Below are 21,092 nucleotides of genomic sequence, written 5' to 3' on the forward strand. Positions count from 1 at the left end.
GCCCCTCAGCCCCACGCCAGCTTGCCGTGGGTCTCCAGGTGCGTGAGGTACAGGCGCAGGTCGAACTCGAACTGGTGGTAGCGCGGCTCCATGTGCGTGCAAAGCTGGTAGAAGGCCTTGTCGTGCTCGCGCTGCCGCAGGTGCGCCAGCTCGTGGACGGCGATCATCCGCAGGAACTCCGGCGGCCCCTCGCGGAACAGCGCGGCAATGCGGATCTCCCGCTTGGCCTTGAGCTTTCCGCCCTGCACCCGCGACACCGTGGTGTGCGTGCCCAACGCATTGCGGATCACGTGCAGCTGGCCGTCGTAGACCACCTTGCTCAGGGGTTCCGAGCTGCGCAGGTACTCCGCCTTGAGGCCCATGACGTAGGTGTAGAGGGCCCCGTCGGTGCGCACGTCGTGCGCGCAGGGGTACTTCCGCAGCAGCAGGGCGCCCACCCGGTCGGCGGCCAGCAGTTGCCGCACCTCGTCCTGCACGGCGGCCGGGTAGTGCGCCAGGTAGCGCAGGATCATGCGCGCCCCCCGGCGTATGCCAGGCCAGTGGCCACGCCGCCGAACAGGTCGCCTTCCACGATGTCGGTGCCCGGGAAGCGCTGCCGCAGCCTGGCCAGGAACGGCCGCAGCGACGACGAACCCCCGGTGAGGTAGAGCGCGTCCAGCTGGTCCGGCTGCAATCCGGCCGCACGCACGCAGTCGGCCGCGCGGTCGACGACCTGCAGGAGCAGGGGATCGAGGTCGCGTGCCATGCCTTCCGCGTCCAGCTGCGCCTGCAGTCCGCGTTCCACGGCCGGCAGGTCGATCGGCGCGCGGCCCCCGCTGGTGGAGCTGGCGATCTTCGCGCGTTCGACCTGGTCCAGCACGAGATGCGCGAGGCGCTGGTCCAGCACCGCCATCAGGCGATCGTGCAGGCGCGGGTCCGCGTAGTCGCTGCGCAGCGCACGCACTTCGCGCACGCGGCGGGGGACGTACATCCACTGGACCAGGTGCCAGCTGGAAAGGTCGATGAAGGGCCCGCTCGGGACTTCGCGGCCTTCCGGCCCCTCGTGGTGGTAGCCCAGCAGCGGCATGACGTTGCGCAGGTTCAGGCGCCGGTCGTAGTCGGTGCCGGCGATGTGGATGCCGGCCGTCGCCAGGACGTCGCCGCTGCGGTCCGCCCGTGCCGCGCGCTCGGGTCCCAGGCGGACCACCGTGAAGTCGGACGTGCCGCCGCCGATGTCGACCACCAGCACCAGCACTTCGCGCGTGACGCGCCGTTCGTAGTCCAGCGCCGCGGCGATGGGCTCCAGCTCGAAGCGCACGCCGGTGAATCCGGCGGCCGCGGCGCAGTCCGCCAGCGCCGCCTGCGCGCGGCGGTCCCGCTCGGGCGCGTCGTCGGCGAAGTGGACGGGCCGGCCGATCACCGCCTGCGCCGGTACCGTCCCGAGGTGCGCGCCGGCCTGCGCCCGCAGGCGGGACAGGTACAACGTGATGATCGCGCGGAAGCTCAGCGCGCCGCTGCCGATCGCCGTTTCCTCCTCGAGGAGGCTGCTTCCCAGCAGGCTCTTGAGCGAACGCAGCAGCCGTCCTTCGACGCCGGCCAGGTACAGGCCGATCGCCTGGCGCCCGAAGTGCGTCGTGCGGTCTTCCGCATTGAAGAAGACGGCCGTGGGCATCCCCGTGGCCGTGCCCTCGAGCGGCACGAGGCGCGCGGCTCCCTCCGCGTCCAGCCAGGCGACGGCGGAATTGGAGGTGCCGAAATCGATGCCGACCGTGGCCGGCGCGCGCGGGTTCAGGATTCCCGGCGCAGGGCCGGGAACAGGATCACGTCGCGGATGCTCGGGCTGTCGGTCAGCAGCATCATCAGCCGGTCGATGCCGATGCCGCAGCCGCCGGCGGGCGGCATGCCGTACTCCAGCGCCCGCACGAAGTCATGGTCGTAGAACATGGCTTCGTCGTCGCCCGCATCCTTGGCGTTCACCTGCGCCTGGAACCGCGCCGCCTGGTCCTCGGCGTCGTTCAGCTCGGAGAAGCCGTTCGCCATCTCGCGTCCCGTGATGTACAGCTCGAAGCGCTCCGTCACCTCCGGGCGCTCGTCGTTGGCGCGCGCCAGCGGCGAGATCTCGGTCGGGTGCTCCATGATGAAGGTCGGCTGCCACAGCTTCTCCTCCACCTTCTCCTCGAAGAACAGCACCTGCAGCGAGGCCAGCGAACGTGCCGACAGGCGCTCCTTCTCCTCCGTCATGCCCAGCTTGCGCAGCTGCTGCACCAGCCACTCGCGGTTGCCGACGTTGTCGCCGGCGTCGCCGTGGCGCACGATCGCTTCGGGAATGGTCAGCCGCTCGAACGGCTGCGACAGGTCGATGGCCTTGCCGCCGTACGACAGCTGCAGCGTCCCCACGGCCTTCTGCGCCGCGTCCCGGACCAGCGCCTCGGTGAAGTCCATCAGGTCGCGGTAGTTCCAGTAGGCCGCGTAGAACTCCATCATCGTGAACTCGGGGTTGTGCCGCACGGAGATGCCCTCGTTGCGGAAGTTCCGGTTCACCTCGAACACGCGCTCGAAGCCGCCCACCAGCAGGCGCTTGAGGTACAGCTCCGGCGCGATGCGCAGGTACATTTCCTGGTCCAGCGCGTTGTGGTGCGTGACGAAGGGCTTCGCGTTGGCGCCGCCGGGGATCGGGTGGAGCATCGGCGTCTCCACTTCCAGGAAGCCGTGCTGCACCATGAACTCCCGGATGCCCGACAGCGCCTTGCTGCGCGCGACGAAGCGCTTGCGGGCGTCCTCGTCGGTCATCAGGTCGACGTAGCGCTGGCGGTACTTCACCTCCTGGTCGGCGACGCCGTGGAACTTGTCCGGCATCGGGCGCAAGCTCTTGGTGAGCAGGCGGATCGAGGTGGCGTGCAGCGACAGCTCGCCGGTGCGCGTCTTGAACATGCGCCCCTCGGCGCCGACGATGTCGCCCAGGTCCCAGTGCTTGAACGCCGCGTAGGCTTCCTCTCCGACCGCGTCGCGCGTGACGTAGATCTGGATGCGGCCGCTCTGGTCCTGCAGCGTGGCGAAGCTCGCCTTGCCCATCACCCGCTTGAGCATCATGCGGCCGGCCACGCTGCCGGCCGGCGCGTCGGCTTCCAGCTGCTCGGCCGGTTTTGCGGCGTGCAGCGCGTGCAGTTGCGACGCGTGCTGCCCCGGCTTGAAGTCGTTGGGAAAGGCGGGCACGCCGCCCTGCCGGTGGGCCTGGCGCAGGGCCTTGAGCTTCTCGCGGCGTTCCGCGATGAGCTGGTTCTCGTCGGTGGGCGGGGTGGTCTGGTCGGACATCGGGGGCGGGCGCGCGGCGGCGCCGCGAGAAGGCGAAACCGTCGATTCTAAGTTTTTGCCGCCGCGGCCCCGCCGGCGGCGCCCGGAGGCCTCAGATCGTGATGCCGGTGCGGGCCAGGACGTCGCTCACCAGCTCGAGCCGCACCAGGGGGTTGTCCAGTTCCATCAGGCGCTGCTTGAGGGCCACCGGCAACGGCAGCAGCTCGCACCAGCGGTTCGCCACCCAGCCGCAGTCGTCCAGTTTCCAGGGCGGCAGCAGCGGCATCGGTCCCGCCTGGTCGGGCTTCAGCTGCAGCGACTGGATCAGGCGGTGCAGGGCCTCGGCGGTCGGCTGCAGGTCCTCGGGCACCGGTACCGACAGGTCGGCAGGGATGCTTTCGACGTCGGCGACCCACAGGCCGTGCTTGAGCTGGTCGCTGGCCGTGATGCGGAACCGCTGCGCGCCCTTGGCGCGCACCAGCATCAGCCCGGCCTGCGGGTTCTCGAACTCGTGGATGGTGGCCAGGGTGCCGACCTGCGAAAAGGCCTCCTGCATGCCGGGCTGCCGCACTTCGCTGCCCTGGGTGAGCGACACCACCCCGAACGGCGCGCCGGCCTTGTGGCACTTGGAGATCATGTCGAGGTAGCGCACCTCGAACACGCGCAGGGACAACAGCCCGTCCGGGAAGAGGACGGCGCCGAGCGGGAAGAGGGGGAGCGACTGCAGGGTGAGGGGAGCGGGCACGACGGGTCCAGTGGCTGCCGCTATCATCCCACGACCCACCTGATCCATGTTCTTCCAGATCCTTTCCTTCCTGCTCGACGTCGCGGCGGGCTTGCTCGGCGGCGCCTGCCTGCTGCGGCTTTACATGCAGCTGCAGCGCATCCCCTTCGGCAACCCGGTCGGGCGCTTCGTCTTCGCGCTGACGGACTGGATCGTGTTGCCCCTGCGGCGGGTGCTGCCATCCGTGAAGCGCTGGGACCTCGCGAGCATCGTGGCGGCCTACCTCATCGAGCTGTCCCAGTTCGCCATCCTCTGGCTGTTCGTGCGGGGCTCGCCCGCGGTGCTGCCGGCGTTGGCGCTGTTCGGGCTGGTGCGGCTGGCGATCTCCGGTGCGATCGGCTTGGTGATCGTCTACGCGATCCTGTCGTGGGTGCGCGCGGACTCGCCGATCACGGACGTGATCGACCGGCTGGCCGCGCCGATGCTGCGGCCTTTCCGGAAGATCATTCCGCTGGTGGGCGGCTTCGACCTGTCGCCGTTGGCGCTGCTGGTGGTGTTGCAGGTACTGCTCATCATCCTGGCGAACTTGCAGGCGGCGGTGTTGCGGTAGGGCTGCCGTTCCGTGGCTCTCCGGTGTTCAGGGCGAGGTCGGGGGCCGGGGGCCCGCCCTCCGGTCCAGGCTCCCCGGTCCCGCCCTGTCACTCGCAGCGGAAAAATCAGTCGACCGCGTCGGCCGACTGCCGCGTCAGCATCGCCAGCACGTTGGCCACGGTCTTGCGCAGTTCACGGCGGTCGCAGATGAAGTCGACGGCGCCCTTTTCCTGCAGGAACTCGGCGCGCTGGAAGCCTTCCGGCAGCTTCACCCGCACGGTCGACTCGATCACGCGGGGGCCGGCAAAGCCGATCAGCGCCTTCGGCTCGGCGATGACGAGGTCGCCGACGAAGGCGAAGCCCGCGCTCACGCCACCCATGGTCGGGTCGGTCAGCACGCTGATGTAGGGCAGGCCCTTCTTCGCCAGGCGCGTGAGCGCGGCGTTGGTCTTGGCCATCTGCATGAGCGACAGCAGGCCTTCCTGCATGCGGGCGCCGCCGGTGGCGGTGAAGCAGAGGAAAGGCACCTTCTGCTCGATGGCGGTTTCGACGCCGCGCACGAAACGCTCGCCGACCACGCTGCCCATGCTGCCGCCCATGAAGTCGAACTCGAAGGCGGCGGCCACCAGGCTGATGCTGTGCACCGAGCCGCCCATCACGATCAGCGCGTCGGTCTCGCCGGTGTTCTCCAGCGCTTCCTTCAGCCGCTGCGGGTACTTGCGGCTGTCCTGGAACTTGAGGGCGTCGACCGGCAGCACTTCCTGGCCGATCTCGTAGCGGCCTTCCGGGTCGAGGAAGGCGTTCAGGCGGGCGCGGGCCCCGATGCGATGGTGGTGGCTGCAGGTCGGGCAGACGTTCTGGTTCTGCTCCAGGTCGTTCTTGTAAAGCACCGACTCGCAGCTGGGGCACTTGATCCACAAGCCCTCGGGCACGCTGCGGCGCTCGTTCGGATCCGTCGGCTGGATCTTCGGGGGCAGCAGTTTTTCCAACCAGCTCATCTGGGTACCTCCATCAACCTCTGGAGTCTAGCGCGTTCCGGATGCCGGACAGGAAGCTGGACAGGGCCGGCAGCACCTGCTCGCGCGGCTGCTCTTCCACGACCTGGATGACCTTCGTGCCGATCACGACGGCATCGGCGACGCGGCCGATCGCGCGCGCCGTCTGGGCGTCGCGGATGCCGAAGCCGACGCCGACCGGGATCTTCACGTGCTTGCGGATCCTCGGCAGCGCCTCTTCCACCGCCGCCGTGTCCAGATGGCCGGCGCCGGTCACGCCCTTGAGCGACACGTAGTAGACGTAGCCGCTGGCGACGCGCGCGACCTGCTGGATGCGCTGCTCCGTGCTGGTGGGGGCCAGCAGGAAGATCAGGTCGAGGCCGTGCTGCTTCAGCTGCGCGGCAAAAGCCTCGCATTCCTCCGGCGGGTAGTCGACGATCAGCACGCCGTCGACGCCGGCCGCGCCGGCATCGCGCGCGAAGCTTGCCGCACCGTGGGTGAGCTCGTAGCGCTCCACCGGGTTGGCGTAACCCATCAGCACGACCGGCGTGTCCGCGTCCTTCGTCCGGAACGTGCGCACCATCTCCAGCACCTGCGCCAGCCCGATGCCCAGGGCCAAGGCGCGCTCGCCGGCCTTCTGGATCACCGGCCCGTCGGCCATGGGGTCGGAGAAGGGCACGCCCAGTTCGATCACGTCGCTCCCGGCTTCGACCATCGCGTGCATCAGCGAAGGCGTGATGTCGGCGAAGGGGAAGCCGGCGGTGATGTAGGGGATGAGGGCCTTGCGCTGTTCGCGCGCCAGCCGCTCGAAGGTCTTTCCGATGCGGCTCATTCTGCCTCCCGACGAGCCGCCTCTAGGGGGGCAGGCGCCCCCTCGGGGGGCAGCGACGACACGAAGTGCGGAGCGTGGGGGCACCTCATTGTTTGGGCCCTCCCTTGAGCGAGAGTCCGCGCATGGAGGGGCGGTCGTAGAAATCGACGCCGGCCAGGTCGGCGACGGTGCCGATGTCCTTGTCGCCGCGGCCCGAGAGGTTGACCAGGATGGACTGGTCGCTGCGCATCGTCTTCGCGAGCTTCATCGCATAGGCGATCGCGTGGCTGGATTCGAGGGCGGGGATGATGCCTTCCGTGCGGCACAGGTAGTGGAAAGCCTCGAGCGCCTCCGCGTCCGTCACGCCGACGTATTCGGCGCGGCCGCTGTCCTTGAGCCACGCGTGCTCGGGGCCGACCCCGGGATAGTCGAGGCCGGCGCTCACGCTGTGCGTCTCGGTGATCTGCCCGTTGGCGTCCTGCAGGATGTAGGTGCGGTTGCCGTGCAGCACGCCGGGGCTGCCGCGCTGCAGCGACGCCGAGTGCTTGCCGCTTTCGAGGCCTTCCCCCGCCGCCTCCACGCCGACCAGCCGCGTCTTCCCGAAGGGGATGTACGGGTGGAAGATGCCCATGGCGTTGCTGCCGCCGCCGACGCAGGCGATCACGGCATCCGGCTGGCCGCCGGCCAGTTCCGGCATCTGCTCGATGCATTCCTTGCCGATCACGCTCTGGAAGTCGCGCACCATCATCGGATAGGGGTGCGGGCCGGCGACGGTCCCGATGATGTAGAACGTGTTCTCGACGTTCGTGACCCAGTCGCGCATGGCCTCGTTCAGCGCGTCCTTCAGCGTCTTGCTGCCCGAGTCCACCGGCACCACGCGGGCGCCCAGCAGGTTCATGCGGTAGACGTTGGGGCTCTGGCGCTGCACGTCGTTGCTGCCCATGTAGACCACGCATTCGAGGCCGTAGCGCGCGCAGATCGTCGCCGTCGCCACGCCGTGCTGGCCGGCACCGGTTTCCGCGATGATGCGCGGCTTGCCCATGCGCCGCGCCAGCATCGCCTGCCCGATCACGTTGTTGATCTTGTGCGCGCCGGTGTGGTTCAGGTCCTCGCGCTTGAGGTAGATCTGCGCGCCGCCCTGTTCGCGGCTCATGCGCTCGGCGTGGTAGACCGGCGAGGGCCGGCCGACGAAGTGCTTGAGCTCGTAGTGGAATTCGCGCAGGAACTCCGGGTCGTTCCGGTATTTCGCGTACGCGTCGCGCAGTTCGCTGATCGCGTGGGTCAGCGTCTCGCTGACGAAACTGCCGCCGTAGATGCCGAAGTGGCCGGTGGCGTCAGGCTGGTGGTAGCTGGACATTCGGGGACCTTGCAAGAAGCGCGTCGGCGGCCCGCACGGCCGCGACGAACCGATGGATCTTGCCGGCGTCCTTGATGCCCTTGTCGGACTCGACGCCGGAGCTCACGTCAACGGCCAGCGTCCGGAAACGCGGCCGCACCTGCGTGATGCCATCGCCCACGTTTGCAGGTGTGAGCCCACCAGACAAAACGGCGTGAAAGCTGGCGCTTGGAGGAAGGCGTGACCAAGGGAATGTCTTGCCGGCGCCGCCGTAGCCTTCGACGTGCGCGTCGAGGAGCAGGGCGGTCGCCCGGGAGTGATCTGCCGCGAATTCTAGCAAGTCGAAGGAGGCCGACGGGTCGAGCGGGATCCGGGCGGCGCGCAGGTAGGGGCGGCCGGCGCTCGCCTGCGCGCAATGGGCCGGTGTCTCGTCGCCATGAAACTGCAGCATCGCCGCCGGCACCTGCCCGCACGCGTCCCGCACGCGCTCCGGGGTTTCGTTGACGAACAGCAGCACCGGCGTCACGAAAGGCGGCAGCCGCCGCGCGAGTTCAGCGGCGCGCGCGGCTTCGACGAAGCGCGGGCTCTTCGGATAGAGCACGAATCCGACGGCGTCCGCGCCGGCTTCCACCGCGGCATCCACGTCCTGCTCGCGCGTGAGGCCGCAGATCTTGATGCGTGTCCGGTGCGCCAGGGGGCTCATGGCAGTCCATCATACGCAGCCACCCGGTCGGGCAGGCCCCAGTGCGCGTCGTACAGCGGGCCGAGGAAGTACAGGCCGTCGGGCGAGAAGGTCGGCGCCGCCGCGTCGCGGCTGCGTGCCGCCAGCACTTCGCGCATCCAACCGGGCGGCTGCAGTCCCTGGCCCACCACCAGCAGGCAGCCCATGAGGTTGCGGATCATGTGGTGCAGGAACGCGTTGGCCTGGAAATCGAAGCGCCAGTAGGCGCCGCGGCGCGTGATCCGCACCGGCTCCAGCGTCTTCACCGGGCTTTTCGCCTGGCAGGAGGACGCGCGGAACGACGTGAAGTCATGCTCGCCGGCCAGGTGCGCGGCGGCGGCCTGCATCGCCGCGAGGTCGAGCGGCCGGAAGACCCAGCCGACCCGGCCGGCGTCGACGCTCGGCCGCACCGGCGATTCGAGCAGCACGTAGGCGTAGCGGCGCGCCCTGGCGCTGGCGCGCGAATGGAAGGCCTCGGGCACGGAGTGCGCCCACTGCACGGCGATGTCCGCGGGCAGGAAGGTGTTGGTGCCGCGCACCCAGGAGAACGGCTCGCGCGCCAGTTCGGTGTCGAAGTGCACCACCTGCATGAGGCCGTGCACGCCGGCATCGGTGCGGCCGGCGCAGACGGTGGCGACCTGCTGCGTCGTGAAGCGCCCGAGCGCCGCCTCCAGGTGGTCCTGCACGGTGCGGCCCGACGGCTGGCTCTGCCAGCCGTCATAGGCCTGTCCGTTGTAGCTGATGCCGAGGGCGATTCTCACTGGAGCCAAAAGGAAAGGGCCGCTGCGCGGCCCTTCTTGCGTCTGCGGATGGCGACCTTAGCCGATTTCGGCCAGCAGGCGCTGCGCGCGGGACTTCAGGTCGCCCGAGGCTTCGGCCAGCACTTCCTCGGCCAGGCTGCGGGCGCCGTCGGCGTCGCCGATCGCGTTGAACTCCTCCGCCAGGGCCAGCTTGGTGGCCAGCGGGCTGTCGCCGTCCGCGTCACCGGAGGCAGCGGGGGGCGCGACGTCGAGGTTCAGCGCCGGGTCCGCGGCGAACGCCGGGGCCTTCGCGGCCGGTGCGGGCGCAGGCGCAGCGCTGCCGGGCAGGTCCAGGGACAGGCCGCCGAGGTCGAACTCCATCATCCCGTTGTCGGGAGCGGCCGGTGCCGGGGCCGGTGCCGCCTTGGCGACGGGAGCGGGGACCGGGGACGGCGAGAAGTCGAGGCTGTTGGCATCGACGTTCAGCGAGGGCGATTCGAGCTGCACCGGCTGCGTCTTGCCGAGGTCCAGGCTGGGCGCGCTGCTGAAGTCCATGACCATCGGCGGCGGTTCCACCACCGGTGCCGGCGCGGGCGCCGGGCGGGCGGCCGCCACGGGCGCCGGTGCCGGCGGCTGCAGCGTCTCCGGCTCGTCCCCGAGGGAGAAGTCCAGGTCCAGGTCGATGTCGGACGCGGCGGGAGCCGGGGCCGGCGCGGGGCGCGCGGCGGCTGCCAGAGCGGCACCACCGGCGGCGGCGGCCACGGCCCCTGCGCCGGGCTGGCCACCGCGGTACAGCGGGTTCTGCGGATCGAGGTCGCGGCCCAGGTCGCAGATGTGCTCCCACTCCTGGCCGGAGCCGCGCGTGAGGTTGTAGGCCTCGGCGGCGACGACTTCGAACGCTTTCACGTCACGCCGCTTCGCGTAGATCTCGAGCAGCTTGGCGTGGATCGCGACGCGTTGCGGGTTGATCCGCAGCGCTTCCTTGAGGATTTCCTCGGCCTGCAGGTCGCGGCCGTAGGCCAGGTACACGTCGGCCTCGGCCACCGGGTCGACGTCGCCGGCGGCGTCGAGCTGGCTGGGCGAATAGACCATCGACGAACCCGTGGGGTTGTTGGTCTCGGCGGTGTCGATGCGCTGCCCGCCGCTGGCGCCGAAGAAGGAATCCGGCTGCAGGCGGCTTTCGAGGAAGGAGCTGTCGACGGCGGCCGTCTTGCGCTTCTGGCGCAGCTTGTAGAAACCGAAGCCCGCCAGGATGGCCAGCAGGGCCACGGCCAGCGCGGGCACCAGCGGGTTCTCCTGCAGGTCGTCCAGCAGGCTCGGCTCGGGTTCGGGCGGCGGCGGCGGGCGGCGGACAGGCGCCGCCGCGGGGGCGGCAGCGGTCGTTGCGGCGGGCGCCACGGCCGCGGCCGCCGCGGACGCAGCGGGCGTGCCGGCGGCGGCCGGGGTTTCGGACGGAGCCGGGGCGGCGGCGCTCGCCGCCGGCGTGGTCACGGCCGCTGCCGCGGGTGCGGGTGCGGGCGTGGGGGCAGGCGTCGGTGCCGGCGTCGGAGCCGGAGTGGGGGCCGGCGTCGGAGCCGGAGTGGGCGCCGGCGTAGGCGCCGGGGTCGGTGCAGGCGTCGGGGCGGGCGCCGCAGCGCGCGGCGCGGCGGTGGCGGGCGTCCCCGCGGCAGGCGCCGCGGCCGTGGTCGTGCCGGGGCGGGGCGCGGGTGCGGGTGCGGGTGCGGTCACGCCGGGCGGCGTCGGGATGCCGGCGCCCGGGCGGGTGCCCGTTCCCGTGCCGGTACCGGCGGCACCCGGCGTGGCGCCTTGCAGCCGGTTCAGGTCCGAGAGGTTCTTGTTCAGCTCGGCGACGCGCGTGGCGGCATCGCGGGCCGCGCGGTCGCGGGCGATCTGGTCGGCGGCGGCCTTGCCCTGCACGGCGCCCTTGGAGAGCTGCAGGCGGTCGGCGTTGGCCTGGCCGGCGCGGCGGTCTTCCACCTGCGCCTGCACCTGGCCGCTGGCGGCACGGCCGGCGGTGGGCGCCGAGGAGGCGGGCACGCCTTCGGCGAGGCGGCGGCGGAACTCGTTGAAGTCGCGGCTTTGCACCACCAGCGTCTGGCGGGCCTGCTCGGGCGCCACGGCGCTGGCCTGGTCGCCGCTGGGCACTTCCAGCACGGCGCCGGCGCGCAAGCGGTTCACGTTGCCGTCGACGAATGCGTCGGGGTTGGCTTGCAGCAGCGCCACCAGCATCTGGTCCAGCGAGACGCTGGCCGGCTTGTTGGCCGCCGCGATGCGGCCGGCCGTGTCGCCGGCCTGCACGGTCACGCGCTTGCCGTCGCCGGAAGGCGTGGGCGCGGCGGCGGGTGCCGGGGCGGAGGCGGAAGGCGCGGGAGCGGAAGACGAGGGCGCCGGCGCGGCGGGCGCCGGGCTGGCGGCGCGCGGGGCAGGGGCCGGTCGCGTGGTGGCGGAGCCGCCGGGCGCGCGTTGCGCCGGCGGGGTGACCCGGGCCGTCAGCGGGGCGCCGGGCTGGCGCAGGCTCGGCGGGTCGAACAGCATGGTGAAGTCACGCTGCACGCGGCCCGACGACCAGGCGGCTTCCAGGATCACGTCGACGAAGGGTTCGTTGACGGCGCGGTCGCTCGCCAGCTGCAGGAAGTAGCTGCCGTCCGGACGGCGCTGCAGCGTGATGCTGACGTTGGCGAGCGCGGGGCTGTATTCGAGGCCTGCCGAACGGAAGGCCTGCGGCGCGGCGATGTTCGCGCGCAGCGAGTTGATCTCCTCGGGCGAGATCTGCGGCACGTCGACCTCGGCACGCAGCGGCTCGCCCAGCGCGGACTGGACCTGCACACGGCCGAGGGCCAGGGCTTGCGCGTCGGAAGGCGCGAAGCCGAAGGTGACTGCCGCGGCCAGTGCTAGCGCGGACAGCCGGTGCTTCGGCAGGCTCTTCGGATTCGGCGTCCCCACTGCTCGTTCGAGAGGCAGTCTTGTTCTCTTCATGCGGGCCATTGCCTCGAGGCTTAATTCGAAAAAGGACCATAGCAGCAACGTCTTAGACTGACAAGCTGAGACACCGCTTAACGTCCGTGGAACGCTTGCACACAGCTTGTCGCACGCGTCCTTGTTGTCGCTGGACAACGCGCCGTAACGCGTGGATACAGCCGATGGTCCAGAAAAAAGCGCCGCATCGCGGCGCTTTTCGTCACCCCGCGCGACGCCGTTCAGGCGTCGAGCAGGATGCGCAGCATGCGGCGCAGCGGCTCCGCCGCGCCCCACAGCAGCTGGTCGCCGATGGTGAACGCGCCGACGTAGTCGGAACCCATCGCGAGCTTGCGGATGCGGCCCACGGGGATCTGCAGCGTGCCTGTGACGGCCACCGGCGTGAGGCCCTGCAGCGTTGCTTCGCGCGTGTTGGGCACCACCTTCACCCACTCGTTGTCGGCGGCGATCATGGCCTCGAGGTCGGCGAGCGGCACGTCCTTCTTCAGCTTGAAGGTGAGCGCCTGCGAGTGGCAGCGCATGGCGCCCACGCGCACGCAGAAGCCGTCGACCGGTACGGCCTGCGTGCCGAACGCCTCGCCCTGTCCCAGGATCTTGTTGGTCTCGGCGCCGGCCTTCCATTCCTCGCGCGACACGCCGCCGCCCAGGTCCTTGTCGATCCAGGGGATCAGCGAGCCGCCCAGCGGCACGCCGAAGTTGGTGGTCTCTTCGCCCGACATCGACTGCTGGCGCGCCAGCACCTTGCGGTCGATCTCGAGGATCGCGGACTTCGGGTCGTCCAGCAGCGCGCGCACCTCGCCGTTCAGCGTGCCGAACTGCGTGAGCAGCTCGCGCATGTGCTGGGCGCCGCCGCCGGACGCCGCCTGGTAGGTCATGCTGGTCATCCACTCGACCAGGCCCGCCTTGTACAGCGCGCCCACGCCCATCAGCATGCAGCTGACGGTGCAGTTGCCGCCGATCCAGTTGCGGCCGCCCTTGCCCAGGGCGTTCTTGATGACGGGCAGGTTGACGGGGTCCAGGATGATGACCGCGTCGTCCTTCATGCGCAGGGTGGAGGCCGCATCGATCCAGTGGCCGCTCCAGCCGGCCGCGCGGAGCTTGGGGAACACCTCGGTGGTGTAGTCCCCACCCTGGGCGGTGATGACGATGTCGCACTTCTTCAGCGCCTCGATGTCGAAGGCGTCCTTCAGCGCGGTCTCGTTCTTCGCCATGGCCGGGGCCTTGCCGCCGGCATTGGAGGTGGAGAAGAACACCGGCTCGATCAGGCCGAAGTCGCCTTCGGCCTGCATGCGGTCCATGAGGACCGAGCCGACCATGCCGCGCCAGCCGACGAGGCCGACCAGCGGTTGTTGTGCGTTGGAGAGAGTCATCGTCGCGCCTTTCAGTGGAAGTCCTGTGTTTCCCCGGCTCGTCTGGCCGGGGAACGGGCGCGACGAACCGGAGCCTGCTAGCTCTTGGTAATCGTCTTCTTGGTGATGGCCGCAACCACCGCGTCGCCCATCTCGCGGGTACCGACCTTGCGGGTGCCTTCCGACCAGATGTCGGCCGTGCGCAGCCCCTGCGCCAGCACGTCCTTCACCGCGGACTCGATGCGGTCGGCGGCGTGGGGCTGGTTCAGGGAGAAGCGGAGCATCATGGCGGCTGACAGTATTGTAGCCAAAGGATTGGCGATGCCCTTGCCGGCGATGTCCGGCGCGCTGCCGTGGGACGGCTCGTACAGCCCCTGGCTGGACGCGTTCAGGCTGGCCGAGGGCAGCATGCCGATGGAGCCGGTCAGCATCGCGGCCTCGTCGGACAGGATGTCGCCGAACATGTTGCCGGTGACCACCACGTCGAAGGCCTTGGGCTGCTTGACCAGCTGCATGGCCGCGTTGTCCACGTACATGTGGTCCAGCTTCACGTCGGGATACTGCTGGCCGACTTCCGTGACCACGTCCTTCCAGAACTGGAAGGTTTCCAGCACGTTGGCCTTGTCGACGCTGGTCACCCTCTTGCTGCGCTTGCGCGCGGCCTGGAAGGCAACGTGCGCGATCCGCTCGATCTCCGGGCGGGTGTAGCGCATCGTGTCGAACGCCTCCTCCGCGCCGGCGAACGCGCCGTCGGGCGAGGCGCGCCGGCCGCGCGGCTGGCCGAAATAGATGTCGCCGGTCAGCTCGCGGATGATCAGGATGTCGAGGCCGCTCACGAGCTCCGGCTTGAGGCTGGAGGCGTGCGTCAGCTGCTCGTAGCAGATCGCCGGGCGGAAGTTCGCGAACAGGCCGAGGTTCCTGCGCAGGCCCAGGATGGCCTGCTCCGGGCGGAACTGCCGCTCCAGCTTGTCGTACTTCCAGTCGCCCACGGCGCCGAACAGCACGGCGTCCGCTTCCTTGGCCAGCTTCAGCGTCGCCTCGGGCAGCGGATGGCCATGGCGGTCGTAGGCCACGCCGCCGACGTCCGCGGTCTCCATCTCGAACTGCAGGTCGAGGACCTGGAGCACCTTCACGGCCTCGGCCACGATTTCGGTGCCGATGCCGTCGCCCGGCAGCACTGCGATCTTCATTGCTTTCCTATCCTTGCAGGGTGTGGGCGAGCCAGGGCTTGGTGGCCAGGCGCCGGGCCTCGAAGGCCTTGATCTTGTCGGACTGCCGCAGCGTGAGGCCGATGTCGTCCAGCCCGTTGAGCAGGCAGTACTTGCGGAACGCCTGGACCTCGAACGGGATCTCCTCGCCCTGCGGCTTCACCACGACCTGGCGCTCCAGGTCGATCGTGAGTTCGTAGCCCGGGAAGGCGTAGACCTCGTCGAACAGCTTCGCGACGGTGGATTCCGGCAGCACGATCGGCAGCAGGCCGTTCTTGAAGCAGTTGTTGAAGAAGATGTCGGCGTAGCTGGGCGCGATCAGGGCGCGGAAGCCGTACTGCTGGATCGCCCACGGCGCATGCTCGCGCGAGGAGCCGCAGCCGAAGTTCCGGCGCGCCAGCAGCACCGAAGCGTTGCGGTAGCGCGGCTGGTTCAGCACGAAGTCCGGGTTCGGCTTGCGGGACGCCGGGTCGGAATCGGGCTGGCCCGGGTCCAGGTAGCGCCACTCGTCGAACAGGTTCGGGCCGAACCCCGTCTTGGTGATGCGTTTGAGGAACTGCTTGGGAATGATCGCGTCGGTGTCGACGTTCTCGCGGTCGATGGGGGCGACCACGCCCTTGTGGATTTGAAATGATTCCATGATCAGAGGGGCCGAGCACCGCTTCGCTGGTGGTCCGTCCCCAGGTCCTTATTTCTTCTTGCCCACGTCTTCGATCTTCTCCCCGGCCTTCTGCACGTCCTGGCCGACGCCGCGGACGGTGTTGCAGCCGGCCAGCACGAACGCGGCGGCGAGGAGGGTGGCGATGGTCTTGGTCATGGGGGCTCCTTCAGGTTTCAGGCGAACTGCCGGACGTCGACGAAATGGCCATGGACAGCGGCAGCGGCCGCCATGGCGGGACTCACGAGGTGCGTGCGGCCGCCGGCGCCCTGGCGGCCTTCGAAATTGCGGTTGCTGGTGGAGGCGCAGCGCTCGCCGGGCTCGAGCCGGTCGGCGTTCATGGCCAGGCACATGGAGCAGCCCGGCTCGCGCCATTCGAAGCCCGCGGCCTGGAAGATCTCGTGCAGGCCCTCGCGTTCGGCCTGGTCCTTCACCACGCCCGAACCGGGCACGATCAGCGCCGCCTTGATGTTCGGCGCGACGCGGCGCCCGAGCTTCTTCACCATCGCGGCGGCCTCGCGCATGTCCTCGATGCGGCTGTTGGTGCAGGAGCCGATGAACACCTTGTCGACGTAGATGTCGTCCATCCGCTTGCCGGGCTGCAGCCCCATGTAAGTCAGCGCCCGCTCGATCGCGTCGCGCTTGTTGGCGTCTTTTTCCTTGTCCGGGTCGGGCACGCGCCCGTCGATGGATGTCACCATCTCGGGCGAGGTGCCCCAGGTGACCTGCGGCACGATCTGCGCGGCGTCCAGCTTCACCACCGCGTCGAACTTCGCGTCGGCGTCCGACTGCAGCGTCTTCCAGTACGCGACCGCTTGGTCCCATTCGACGCCCTTGGGCGCCAGCGGCCGGCCGCGGACGTACTCGATCGTCTTCTCGTCGACGGCCACCAGGCCGGCACGGGCGCCGGCCTCGATGGCCATGTTGCAGACGGTCATGCGGCCTTCCATCGACAGGCTGCGGATGGCCGAGCCCGCGAATTCGATGGTGTAGCCCGTGCCGCCGGCGGTGCCGATGCGGCCGATGATGGCCAGCACGATGTCCTTCGCGGTCACGCCCAGGGGGAGCTTGCCCTCCACCTGCACCAGCATGTTCTTCGCCTTCTTGGCCAGCAGCGTCTGCGTGGCCAGCACGTGCTCGACCTCCGAGGTGCCGATGCCGTGGGCCAGCGCCCCGAACGCGCCGTGGGTGGACGTGTGCGAGTCGCCGCAGACCACGGTCATGCCGGGCAGCGTCGCGCCGGACTCCGGGCCGATGACGTGCACGATGCCCTGGCGCTTGGACAGGAAGGGGAAGTAGGCGGCCGCGCCGAACTCGCCGATGTTCTGGTCGAGCGTGGTGATTTGCTGCTTGGAGATCGGGTCGGTGATGCCGTCGTAGCCGCGGTCCCAGCCGGTGGTGGGCGTGTTGTGGTCGGCAGTGGCCACCACCGAGCTGATGCGCCAGACCTTGCGGCCGGCTTCGCGCAGGCCTTCGAAGGCCTGCGGGCTGGTGACCTCGTGCACCAGGTGGCGGTCGATGTAGAGGACGGCCGTGCCGTCCTCCTCGGTGTGGACGACGTGCTCGTCCCAGATCTTGTCGTACAGCGTGCGTCCCATGGGGGGCTTTCCTTTGCGAGAAATTCTATGCGGCCAGCGCTTCGCCCTCTTCGGCGCGCGACCGCAGGTGGTCGACCAGCAGGCGGGCGGTGAGGGGCAGGGTGGAGAAATCGCGCGCGACGAGCCGGATGTCGCGCGTCGCCCAGGGGTCGGCGAGGCGCACGCATTCCAGGTCGCCGACGCCGTGCATCAGCGTGAAGGCGCGGTGCGGCATGACGCCGACGCCGAGCCCGTTGTGGATCATGCGGCACATGGCGTCGAGCCCCGTGACGTGGATGCGCAGGCGGATCGCCCGGCCCGCGGCGGCGGCGGCCTCGCGCATCGCCAGGTGGATGGAGCTGTTGGCGTGCAGCCCGACGTGGTCGAACTCCAGGGAAGCCTCGAACGGCACCCGCTGGCGGCCGGCCAAGGCATGGCCGCGCGGCACGATCAGCACCAGCTCGTCGCGCCGGTAGGGCAGGGTCTGGAGGTCGCGGCCGGCCGCGGGGACGTTGCAGATGCCGAGGTCCGCCGCACCTTCCTGCACGGCCCGGACCACCTCGTTGCTCAGGTGTTCCTCCAGGTCGATCTTGACCTGCGGGTGCTCGCGGCTGAAGGCGCCCAGGTCCTCCGGCAGGAACTGCACGATGGCGGAAATGTTGGCGTGGATGCGCACGTGTCCGCGCACGCCGTCCGCGTACTCGGACAGTTCCGCCTGCATCTTCTCCAGGCTGAAGAGGACGGTGCGTGCGTGGTGCAGCAGGCTTTCGCCGGCCGGCGTGAGTTTCACCCCCCGCGTGTGGCGATACAGCAGCGGCGTCTCCAGCGTCGCCTCCAGGTCCGACAGCCGCTTGCTCACCGCGGAGGCGGCGATGAATTCGCGTTCGGCCGCCTTGCCGATGGAGCCGAGCTCGCACACCGCCACGAACAGCTGCAGCGAGGTGAGGTCGATCCGGCGGGCGAAGGAACGTTCGGAGGCGGGCATGGCGGTGAGGCATCGCGGATGGCGATGGCGAATGCGGATTGTCCATGAGAAGCGCCTGCTCCGCCATCGCGATCCGCGATGCCCTCCTTGCCTGGCCGGGTCGGTTCGCGCGAGCATCCGGCGCCATGAAATTCCTGCCCTGCCTCCTGGCCCTCCTGCTGGTGCTGCCTTCCAGCGCGCAGGACCGCCGCAACGCCTTCGACGACCCCTCCCTGCAGGTCACCTCCGCCCTGGCCGGCTGCCCGGCGCCCCGGCCGCCGGGATTCACCGAGGAAGAGGTCCGCAAGGAAGCGCACGTGCGCTCGCAGCACGGCGGCAGCTGCTACCGCGTGGGCCGTTGCCGGCTGCCGAACAGCTACCTCTACGACAAGGAGATCATCCCGCGCGTGCAGCAGTACCTGCGCATGGACGGCCGCTTCGACGACACCACGGTGTGGGTGCAAGGCGAACGCCGGCTGGTGACGCTGATGGGCTGCGTGCGGACCGCCCGGCAAAAGGAGGAGATGGAGCGGGCCGTGCTGCTGGTCGACGACGTGATGGGCGTGGTGAACCAGCTGATGGTGGGAGCGGATGAAAAGCCTCGGTATCCGCTGGCGCGGCCTTGAATGCCCTGGGTTCCCGCCTGCGCGGGAATGACGGATTCCCCGAATGGCCCCGCCCAAGCCACCGTCATCCCCGCGCAGGCGGGGATCCAGGGCCTTCACAAAAGAAAAGGCCCGCGCGAGCGGGCCTCTTCCTGCGAGCGCTCGATCAGCGCTTGCCGATGGGCGCCACGTCGCGCTTGGTCGCGCCGGTGAACAGCTGGCGCGGGCGGCCGATCTTGTACTCGGGGTCGCCGATCATCTCGTTGAGCTGGGCGATCCAGCCGACGGTGCGGGCCAGCGCGAAGATCGCGGTGAACAGGCTGACCGGGATGCCGATCGCGCGCTGCACGATGCCGGAGTAGAAGTCGACGTTCGGGTACAGCTTGCGGGAGACGAAGTACTCGTCTTCCAGCGCGACCTTCTCCAGCGCCATGGCCAGCTTGAAGAGGGGATCGTTCTCCAGGCCCAGCTCCGACAGCACCTCGTGGCAGGTCTCGCGCATCAGCTTGGCGCGCGGGTCGTAGTTCTTGTACACGCGGTGGCCGAAGCCCATCAGCTTGATGCCGCTGTTCTTGTCCTTCACCTTGGCCACGAACTCGCCGATCTTGGCCACGCCGCCCATCTTCTGGATGTCTTCCAGCATGTTCAGCGCCGCTTCGTTGGCACCGCCGTGGGCGGGGCCCCAGAGGCAGGCCACGCCGGCCGCGATGGCCGCGAACGGGTTGGTGCCGGAGGAGCCGCACAGGCGCACCGTGGAGGTGGAGGCGTTCTGCTCGTGGTCGGCGTGCAGGATGAAGATGCGGTCCATCGCGCGCACCAGCACGTCGTTGGGCTCGTACTCCTCGCACGGCGTGGCGAACATCATGCGCATGAAGTTCGCCGTATAGGACAGCGAGTTCTTCGGGTACATGTACGGCTGCCCCATGGAGTACTTGTACGCCATGGCCACCAGCGTCGGCATCTTCGCGATCAGGCGGATCGCGGAGATCTCGCGGTGCTCGGGATTGTTGATGTCCGTGCTGTCGTGATAGAAGGCCGACAGGGCGCCGACCAGGCCCGTCATCACGGCCATCGGGTGCGCGTCGCGGCGGAAGCCGCGCAGGAAGAACTGCATCTGCTCGTTGACCATCGTGTGGTTGGTCACGCGGGCCACGAAGTCGGACTTCTGCTGCGGGTTGGGCAGCTCGCCGTACAGCAGCAGGTAGCAGGTCTCGAGGTAGTCGCACGAGGTCGCGAGCTGCTCGATGGGGTAGCCGCGGTACAGCAGCTCGCCCTTGTCGCCGTCGATGTACGTGATGGTCGACTGGCACGACGCCGTGGACATGAAGCCCGGGTCGTACGTGAACATGCCCGTCTGCGCGTACAGCTTGCGGATGTCGATCACGTCCGGGCCGATGGTGCCCTGGTAGACGGGCATCTCCACGCTCGGGCCGCCGTTGCTGAACGACAGGGTGGCCTTGTTGTCGGCGAGTTTCATGGTTGATTCCTAGTCAGTTTCAATGCCCAACCTGGGATGCGGCCGGCGGCATGCGCAGCATCTCCAGCACTTCCTTCACGTCCGGCCGGTCCAGCGCGCCTTCCGGGTCCTTGCGCCGCAGCAGCAGGTCCAGCAGGTCGTTGTCCGCCAGGTCCATCAGTTCGCACAGCGCGTCGGCCTGCCGCACGGTCAGGCCCACGGCATGGCGGTCGAAGAACCGCTCGATGAGCAGGTCGTTCTCCAGCAGCCCGCGCCGGCAGCGCCAGCGCAGCTTGCTCAGGCCCCGTTCATCCAGCAGCGCTTCGGTCATTTTGCACCCGCTCAGACGGACCGGCGGACCATCAGCTCCTTGATCTTGCCGATCGCCATGGTCGGATTCAGGCCCTTGGGGCAGACGTCGACGCAATTCATGATCGTGTGGCAGCGGAACAGCCGGTACGGGTCTTCCAGGTTGTCCAGGCGGTCGTTGGTGGCCTGGTCGCGGCTGTCGGCGATGAAGCGGTACGCCTGCAGCAGGCCGGCCGGGCCGACGAACTTGTCCGGGTTCCACCAGAAGCTGGGGCAGCTGGTGGAGCAGCTCGCGCACAGGATGCACTCGTACAGGCCGTTCAGCTCGTCGCGCTCCTCGGGCGACTGCAGCCGCTCCTTCTCGGGCGGGATGTCCTCGTTCACGAGGTAGGGCTTGATCGAGTGGTACTGCTTGAAGAAGTCGGTCATGTCCACGATCAGGTCGCGGATCACCGGCAGCCCCGGCAGCGGCTTGAGCACGATCGGCTTGTCGCCCAGCTGCAGCAGGTTGGTCAGGCAGGCCAGGCCGTTCTTGCCGTTGATGTTCATCGCGTCGGAGCCGCAGACGCCCTCGCGGCAGGAGCGGCGGAACGACAGCGTCGGGTCCTGCGCCTTGAGCTTCATCAGCGCGTCGAGCAGCATGCGCTCGTTGCCCTCGAGCTCGATCTCCACCGTCTGCATGAACGGCTTGGCGTCCTTGTCCGGGTCGTATCGGTAGATGTGGAAGGTGCGCTTTTGCATGTTGGATCTCTTTGAATCTAGGCCGTTTGCAGGTCCGCAGAAGTACGTAACGCGAAGGTGC

The 21,092-nt window shown here is 69.3% G+C and carries 21 protein-coding genes; 2 read left to right on the top strand and 19 right to left on the bottom strand.

Annotated elements, in window-relative coordinates; translation table 11 throughout:
• Positions 1–5: 5 nt before the first annotated feature.
• The 4 genes from IM787_RS19455 to IM787_RS19470 form a co-directional block, all read right to left on the bottom strand.
• Positions 6–512 (bottom strand): YgjP-like metallopeptidase domain-containing protein, encoded by a 507-nt coding sequence (locus IM787_RS19455; protein WP_193678353.1) that lies wholly within the window; start codon positions 510–512, stop codon positions 6–8.
• Positions 509–1,774 carry an Hsp70 family protein gene (locus IM787_RS19460; protein WP_435531174.1) on the bottom strand — a complete coding sequence of 422 codons (1,266 nt, stop codon included), beginning with the start codon at positions 1,772–1,774 and terminating at the stop codon, positions 509–511. Before IM787_RS19460 ends, IM787_RS19455 begins: the two co-directional genes overlap by 4 nt.
• Positions 1,768–3,291 carry a lysine--tRNA ligase gene (gene lysS, locus IM787_RS19465; RefSeq protein WP_193678354.1) on the bottom strand — a complete coding sequence of 508 codons (1,524 nt, stop codon included), beginning with the start codon at positions 3,289–3,291 and terminating at the stop codon, positions 1,768–1,770. Before lysS ends, IM787_RS19460 begins: the two co-directional genes overlap by 7 nt.
• Before the next feature lie 91 nt (positions 3,292–3,382).
• Entirely contained in the window at positions 3,383–4,015 is a 633-nt protein-coding gene (locus IM787_RS19470; protein ID WP_193678355.1) for an LON peptidase substrate-binding domain-containing protein, read from the bottom strand.
• A gap of 46 nt (positions 4,016–4,061) precedes the next feature.
• Here IM787_RS19470 and IM787_RS19475 point away from each other — a divergent pair, with 46 nt between their 5' ends.
• The gene (locus IM787_RS19475; RefSeq protein WP_193678356.1) at positions 4,062–4,604 is read left to right on the top strand and encodes a YggT family protein; all 543 of its coding nucleotides are present in this window, start codon (positions 4,062–4,064) and stop codon (positions 4,602–4,604) included.
• Between the two features lie 106 nt (positions 4,605–4,710).
• Here the strand turns inward: IM787_RS19475 and accD are convergent, their stop codons facing one another.
• The 12 genes from accD to IM787_RS19535 form a co-directional block, all read right to left on the bottom strand.
• Positions 4,711–5,583, bottom strand: a complete 873-nt coding sequence (gene accD / locus IM787_RS19480) for an acetyl-CoA carboxylase, carboxyltransferase subunit beta (protein ID WP_193678357.1) — start codon at positions 5,581–5,583, stop codon at positions 4,711–4,713.
• Between the two features lie 13 nt (positions 5,584–5,596).
• A complete protein-coding gene (gene trpA / locus IM787_RS19485) occupies positions 5,597–6,412 on the bottom strand; it encodes a tryptophan synthase subunit alpha (RefSeq protein WP_193678358.1) in 816 nt (271 codons plus the stop codon).
• An 85-nt stretch (positions 6,413–6,497) separates the two neighbouring features.
• Complete coding sequence (trpB, locus tag IM787_RS19490) at positions 6,498–7,748, bottom strand: tryptophan synthase subunit beta (protein WP_193678359.1); 1,251 nt, start codon at positions 7,746–7,748, stop codon at positions 6,498–6,500.
• Positions 7,726–8,430 (bottom strand): phosphoribosylanthranilate isomerase, encoded by a 705-nt coding sequence (locus tag IM787_RS19495; protein WP_193678360.1) that lies wholly within the window; start codon positions 8,428–8,430, stop codon positions 7,726–7,728. The genes trpB and IM787_RS19495 overlap by 23 nt, the downstream gene beginning before the upstream one ends.
• Positions 8,427–9,209, bottom strand: coding sequence for a tRNA pseudouridine(38-40) synthase TruA (gene truA / locus IM787_RS19500; protein ID WP_193678361.1), 783 nt, complete (start codon positions 9,207–9,209; stop codon positions 8,427–8,429). Before truA ends, IM787_RS19495 begins: the two co-directional genes overlap by 4 nt.
• 57 nt (positions 9,210–9,266) lie before the next feature.
• Positions 9,267–12,164 carry a motility hub landmark protein FimV gene (locus tag IM787_RS19505; protein WP_193678362.1) on the bottom strand — a complete coding sequence of 966 codons (2,898 nt, stop codon included), beginning with the start codon at positions 12,162–12,164 and terminating at the stop codon, positions 9,267–9,269.
• A 221-nt stretch (positions 12,165–12,385) separates the two neighbouring features.
• Positions 12,386–13,534 (bottom strand): aspartate-semialdehyde dehydrogenase, encoded by a 1,149-nt coding sequence (gene asd / locus IM787_RS19510; RefSeq protein WP_193678363.1) that lies wholly within the window; start codon positions 13,532–13,534, stop codon positions 12,386–12,388.
• Positions 13,535–13,611: 77 nt separating this feature from the next.
• On the bottom strand, positions 13,612–14,703 hold the full coding sequence (gene leuB / locus IM787_RS19515; protein WP_193678364.1) for a 3-isopropylmalate dehydrogenase: 1,092 nt from the start codon (positions 14,701–14,703) through the stop codon (positions 13,612–13,614).
• A 7-nt stretch (positions 14,704–14,710) separates the two neighbouring features.
• Complete coding sequence (leuD, locus tag IM787_RS19520) at positions 14,711–15,361, bottom strand: 3-isopropylmalate dehydratase small subunit (protein WP_193678365.1); 651 nt, start codon at positions 15,359–15,361, stop codon at positions 14,711–14,713.
• A gap of 48 nt (positions 15,362–15,409) precedes the next feature.
• Positions 15,410–15,538: an entericidin A/B family lipoprotein gene (locus IM787_RS19525; RefSeq protein ID WP_193678366.1), complete on the bottom strand. Its 129-nt coding sequence runs from the start codon at positions 15,536–15,538 to the stop codon at positions 15,410–15,412.
• A gap of 17 nt (positions 15,539–15,555) precedes the next feature.
• Entirely contained in the window at positions 15,556–16,977 is a 1,422-nt protein-coding gene (gene leuC / locus IM787_RS19530) for a 3-isopropylmalate dehydratase large subunit (RefSeq protein WP_193678367.1), read from the bottom strand.
• Between the two features lie 25 nt (positions 16,978–17,002).
• The gene (locus IM787_RS19535) at positions 17,003–17,941 is read right to left on the bottom strand and encodes a LysR family transcriptional regulator (RefSeq protein WP_193678368.1); all 939 of its coding nucleotides are present in this window, start codon (positions 17,939–17,941) and stop codon (positions 17,003–17,005) included.
• A 125-nt stretch (positions 17,942–18,066) separates the two neighbouring features.
• On the opposite strand from IM787_RS19535, the gene IM787_RS19540 reads away from it, so the two are divergent.
• Positions 18,067–18,546, top strand: coding sequence for a BON domain-containing protein (locus tag IM787_RS19540; protein WP_193678369.1), 480 nt, complete (start codon positions 18,067–18,069; stop codon positions 18,544–18,546).
• Positions 18,547–18,691: 145 nt separating this feature from the next.
• On the opposite strand, the gene gltA is transcribed toward IM787_RS19540, so the two are convergent.
• Genes gltA through IM787_RS19555 form a run of 3 tightly spaced genes read right to left on the bottom strand, consistent with a single transcriptional unit; the run spans position 18,692 to position 21,031 of the window.
• Positions 18,692–20,002 carry a citrate synthase gene (gene gltA / locus IM787_RS19545; RefSeq protein ID WP_193678370.1) on the bottom strand — a complete coding sequence of 437 codons (1,311 nt, stop codon included), beginning with the start codon at positions 20,000–20,002 and terminating at the stop codon, positions 18,692–18,694.
• 19 nt (positions 20,003–20,021) lie between these two features.
• Positions 20,022–20,312, bottom strand: coding sequence for an FAD assembly factor SdhE (locus tag IM787_RS19550; protein WP_193678371.1), 291 nt, complete (start codon positions 20,310–20,312; stop codon positions 20,022–20,024).
• An 11-nt stretch (positions 20,313–20,323) separates the two neighbouring features.
• Positions 20,324–21,031 carry a succinate dehydrogenase iron-sulfur subunit gene (locus IM787_RS19555; RefSeq protein ID WP_193678372.1) on the bottom strand — a complete coding sequence of 236 codons (708 nt, stop codon included), beginning with the start codon at positions 21,029–21,031 and terminating at the stop codon, positions 20,324–20,326.
• Between the last annotated feature and the right edge of the window lie 61 nt (positions 21,032–21,092).

This window comes from Ramlibacter pallidus, assembly GCF_015070875.1.
GTDB classification, from domain to species: Bacteria; Pseudomonadota; Gammaproteobacteria; order Burkholderiales; family Burkholderiaceae_C; genus Ramlibacter; species Ramlibacter pallidus.

Excerpts from the sequence above, each read along its gene's own strand:
- asd (WP_193678363.1), bottom strand. The coding sequence starts at position 13,534 with ATGACTCTCTCCAACGCACAACAACCGCTGGTCGGCCTCGTCGGCTGG.
- IM787_RS19555 (WP_193678372.1), bottom strand. The coding sequence starts at position 21,031 with ATGCAAAAGCGCACCTTCCACATCTACCGATACGACCCGGACAAGGAC.
- IM787_RS19550 (WP_193678371.1), bottom strand. The coding sequence starts at position 20,312 with ATGACCGAAGCGCTGCTGGATGAACGGGGCCTGAGCAAGCTGCGCTGG.
- IM787_RS19535 (WP_193678368.1), bottom strand. The coding sequence starts at position 17,941 with ATGCCCGCCTCCGAACGTTCCTTCGCCCGCCGGATCGACCTCACCTCG.
- IM787_RS19475 (WP_193678356.1), top strand. The coding sequence starts at position 4,062 with ATGTTCTTCCAGATCCTTTCCTTCCTGCTCGACGTCGCGGCGGGCTTG.
- accD (WP_193678357.1), bottom strand. The coding sequence starts at position 5,583 with ATGAGCTGGTTGGAAAAACTGCTGCCCCCGAAGATCCAGCCGACGGAT.
- leuC (WP_193678367.1), bottom strand. The coding sequence starts at position 16,977 with ATGGGACGCACGCTGTACGACAAGATCTGGGACGAGCACGTCGTCCAC.
- gltA (WP_193678370.1), bottom strand. The coding sequence starts at position 20,002 with ATGAAACTCGCCGACAACAAGGCCACCCTGTCGTTCAGCAACGGCGGC.
- leuB (WP_193678364.1), bottom strand. The coding sequence starts at position 14,703 with ATGAAGATCGCAGTGCTGCCGGGCGACGGCATCGGCACCGAAATCGTG.
- IM787_RS19455 (WP_193678353.1), bottom strand. The coding sequence starts at position 512 with ATGATCCTGCGCTACCTGGCGCACTACCCGGCCGCCGTGCAGGACGAG.
- IM787_RS19540 (WP_193678369.1), top strand. The coding sequence starts at position 18,067 with ATGAAATTCCTGCCCTGCCTCCTGGCCCTCCTGCTGGTGCTGCCTTCC.
- IM787_RS19495 (WP_193678360.1), bottom strand. The coding sequence starts at position 8,430 with ATGAGCCCCCTGGCGCACCGGACACGCATCAAGATCTGCGGCCTCACG.
- trpB (WP_193678359.1), bottom strand. The coding sequence starts at position 7,748 with ATGTCCAGCTACCACCAGCCTGACGCCACCGGCCACTTCGGCATCTAC.
- IM787_RS19505 (WP_193678362.1), bottom strand. The coding sequence starts at position 12,164 with ATGAAGAGAACAAGACTGCCTCTCGAACGAGCAGTGGGGACGCCGAAT.
- leuD (WP_193678365.1), bottom strand. The coding sequence starts at position 15,361 with ATGGAATCATTTCAAATCCACAAGGGCGTGGTCGCCCCCATCGACCGC.
- lysS (WP_193678354.1), bottom strand. The coding sequence starts at position 3,291 with ATGTCCGACCAGACCACCCCGCCCACCGACGAGAACCAGCTCATCGCG.
- IM787_RS19525 (WP_193678366.1), bottom strand. The coding sequence starts at position 15,538 with ATGACCAAGACCATCGCCACCCTCCTCGCCGCCGCGTTCGTGCTGGCC.
- trpA (WP_193678358.1), bottom strand. The coding sequence starts at position 6,412 with ATGAGCCGCATCGGAAAGACCTTCGAGCGGCTGGCGCGCGAACAGCGC.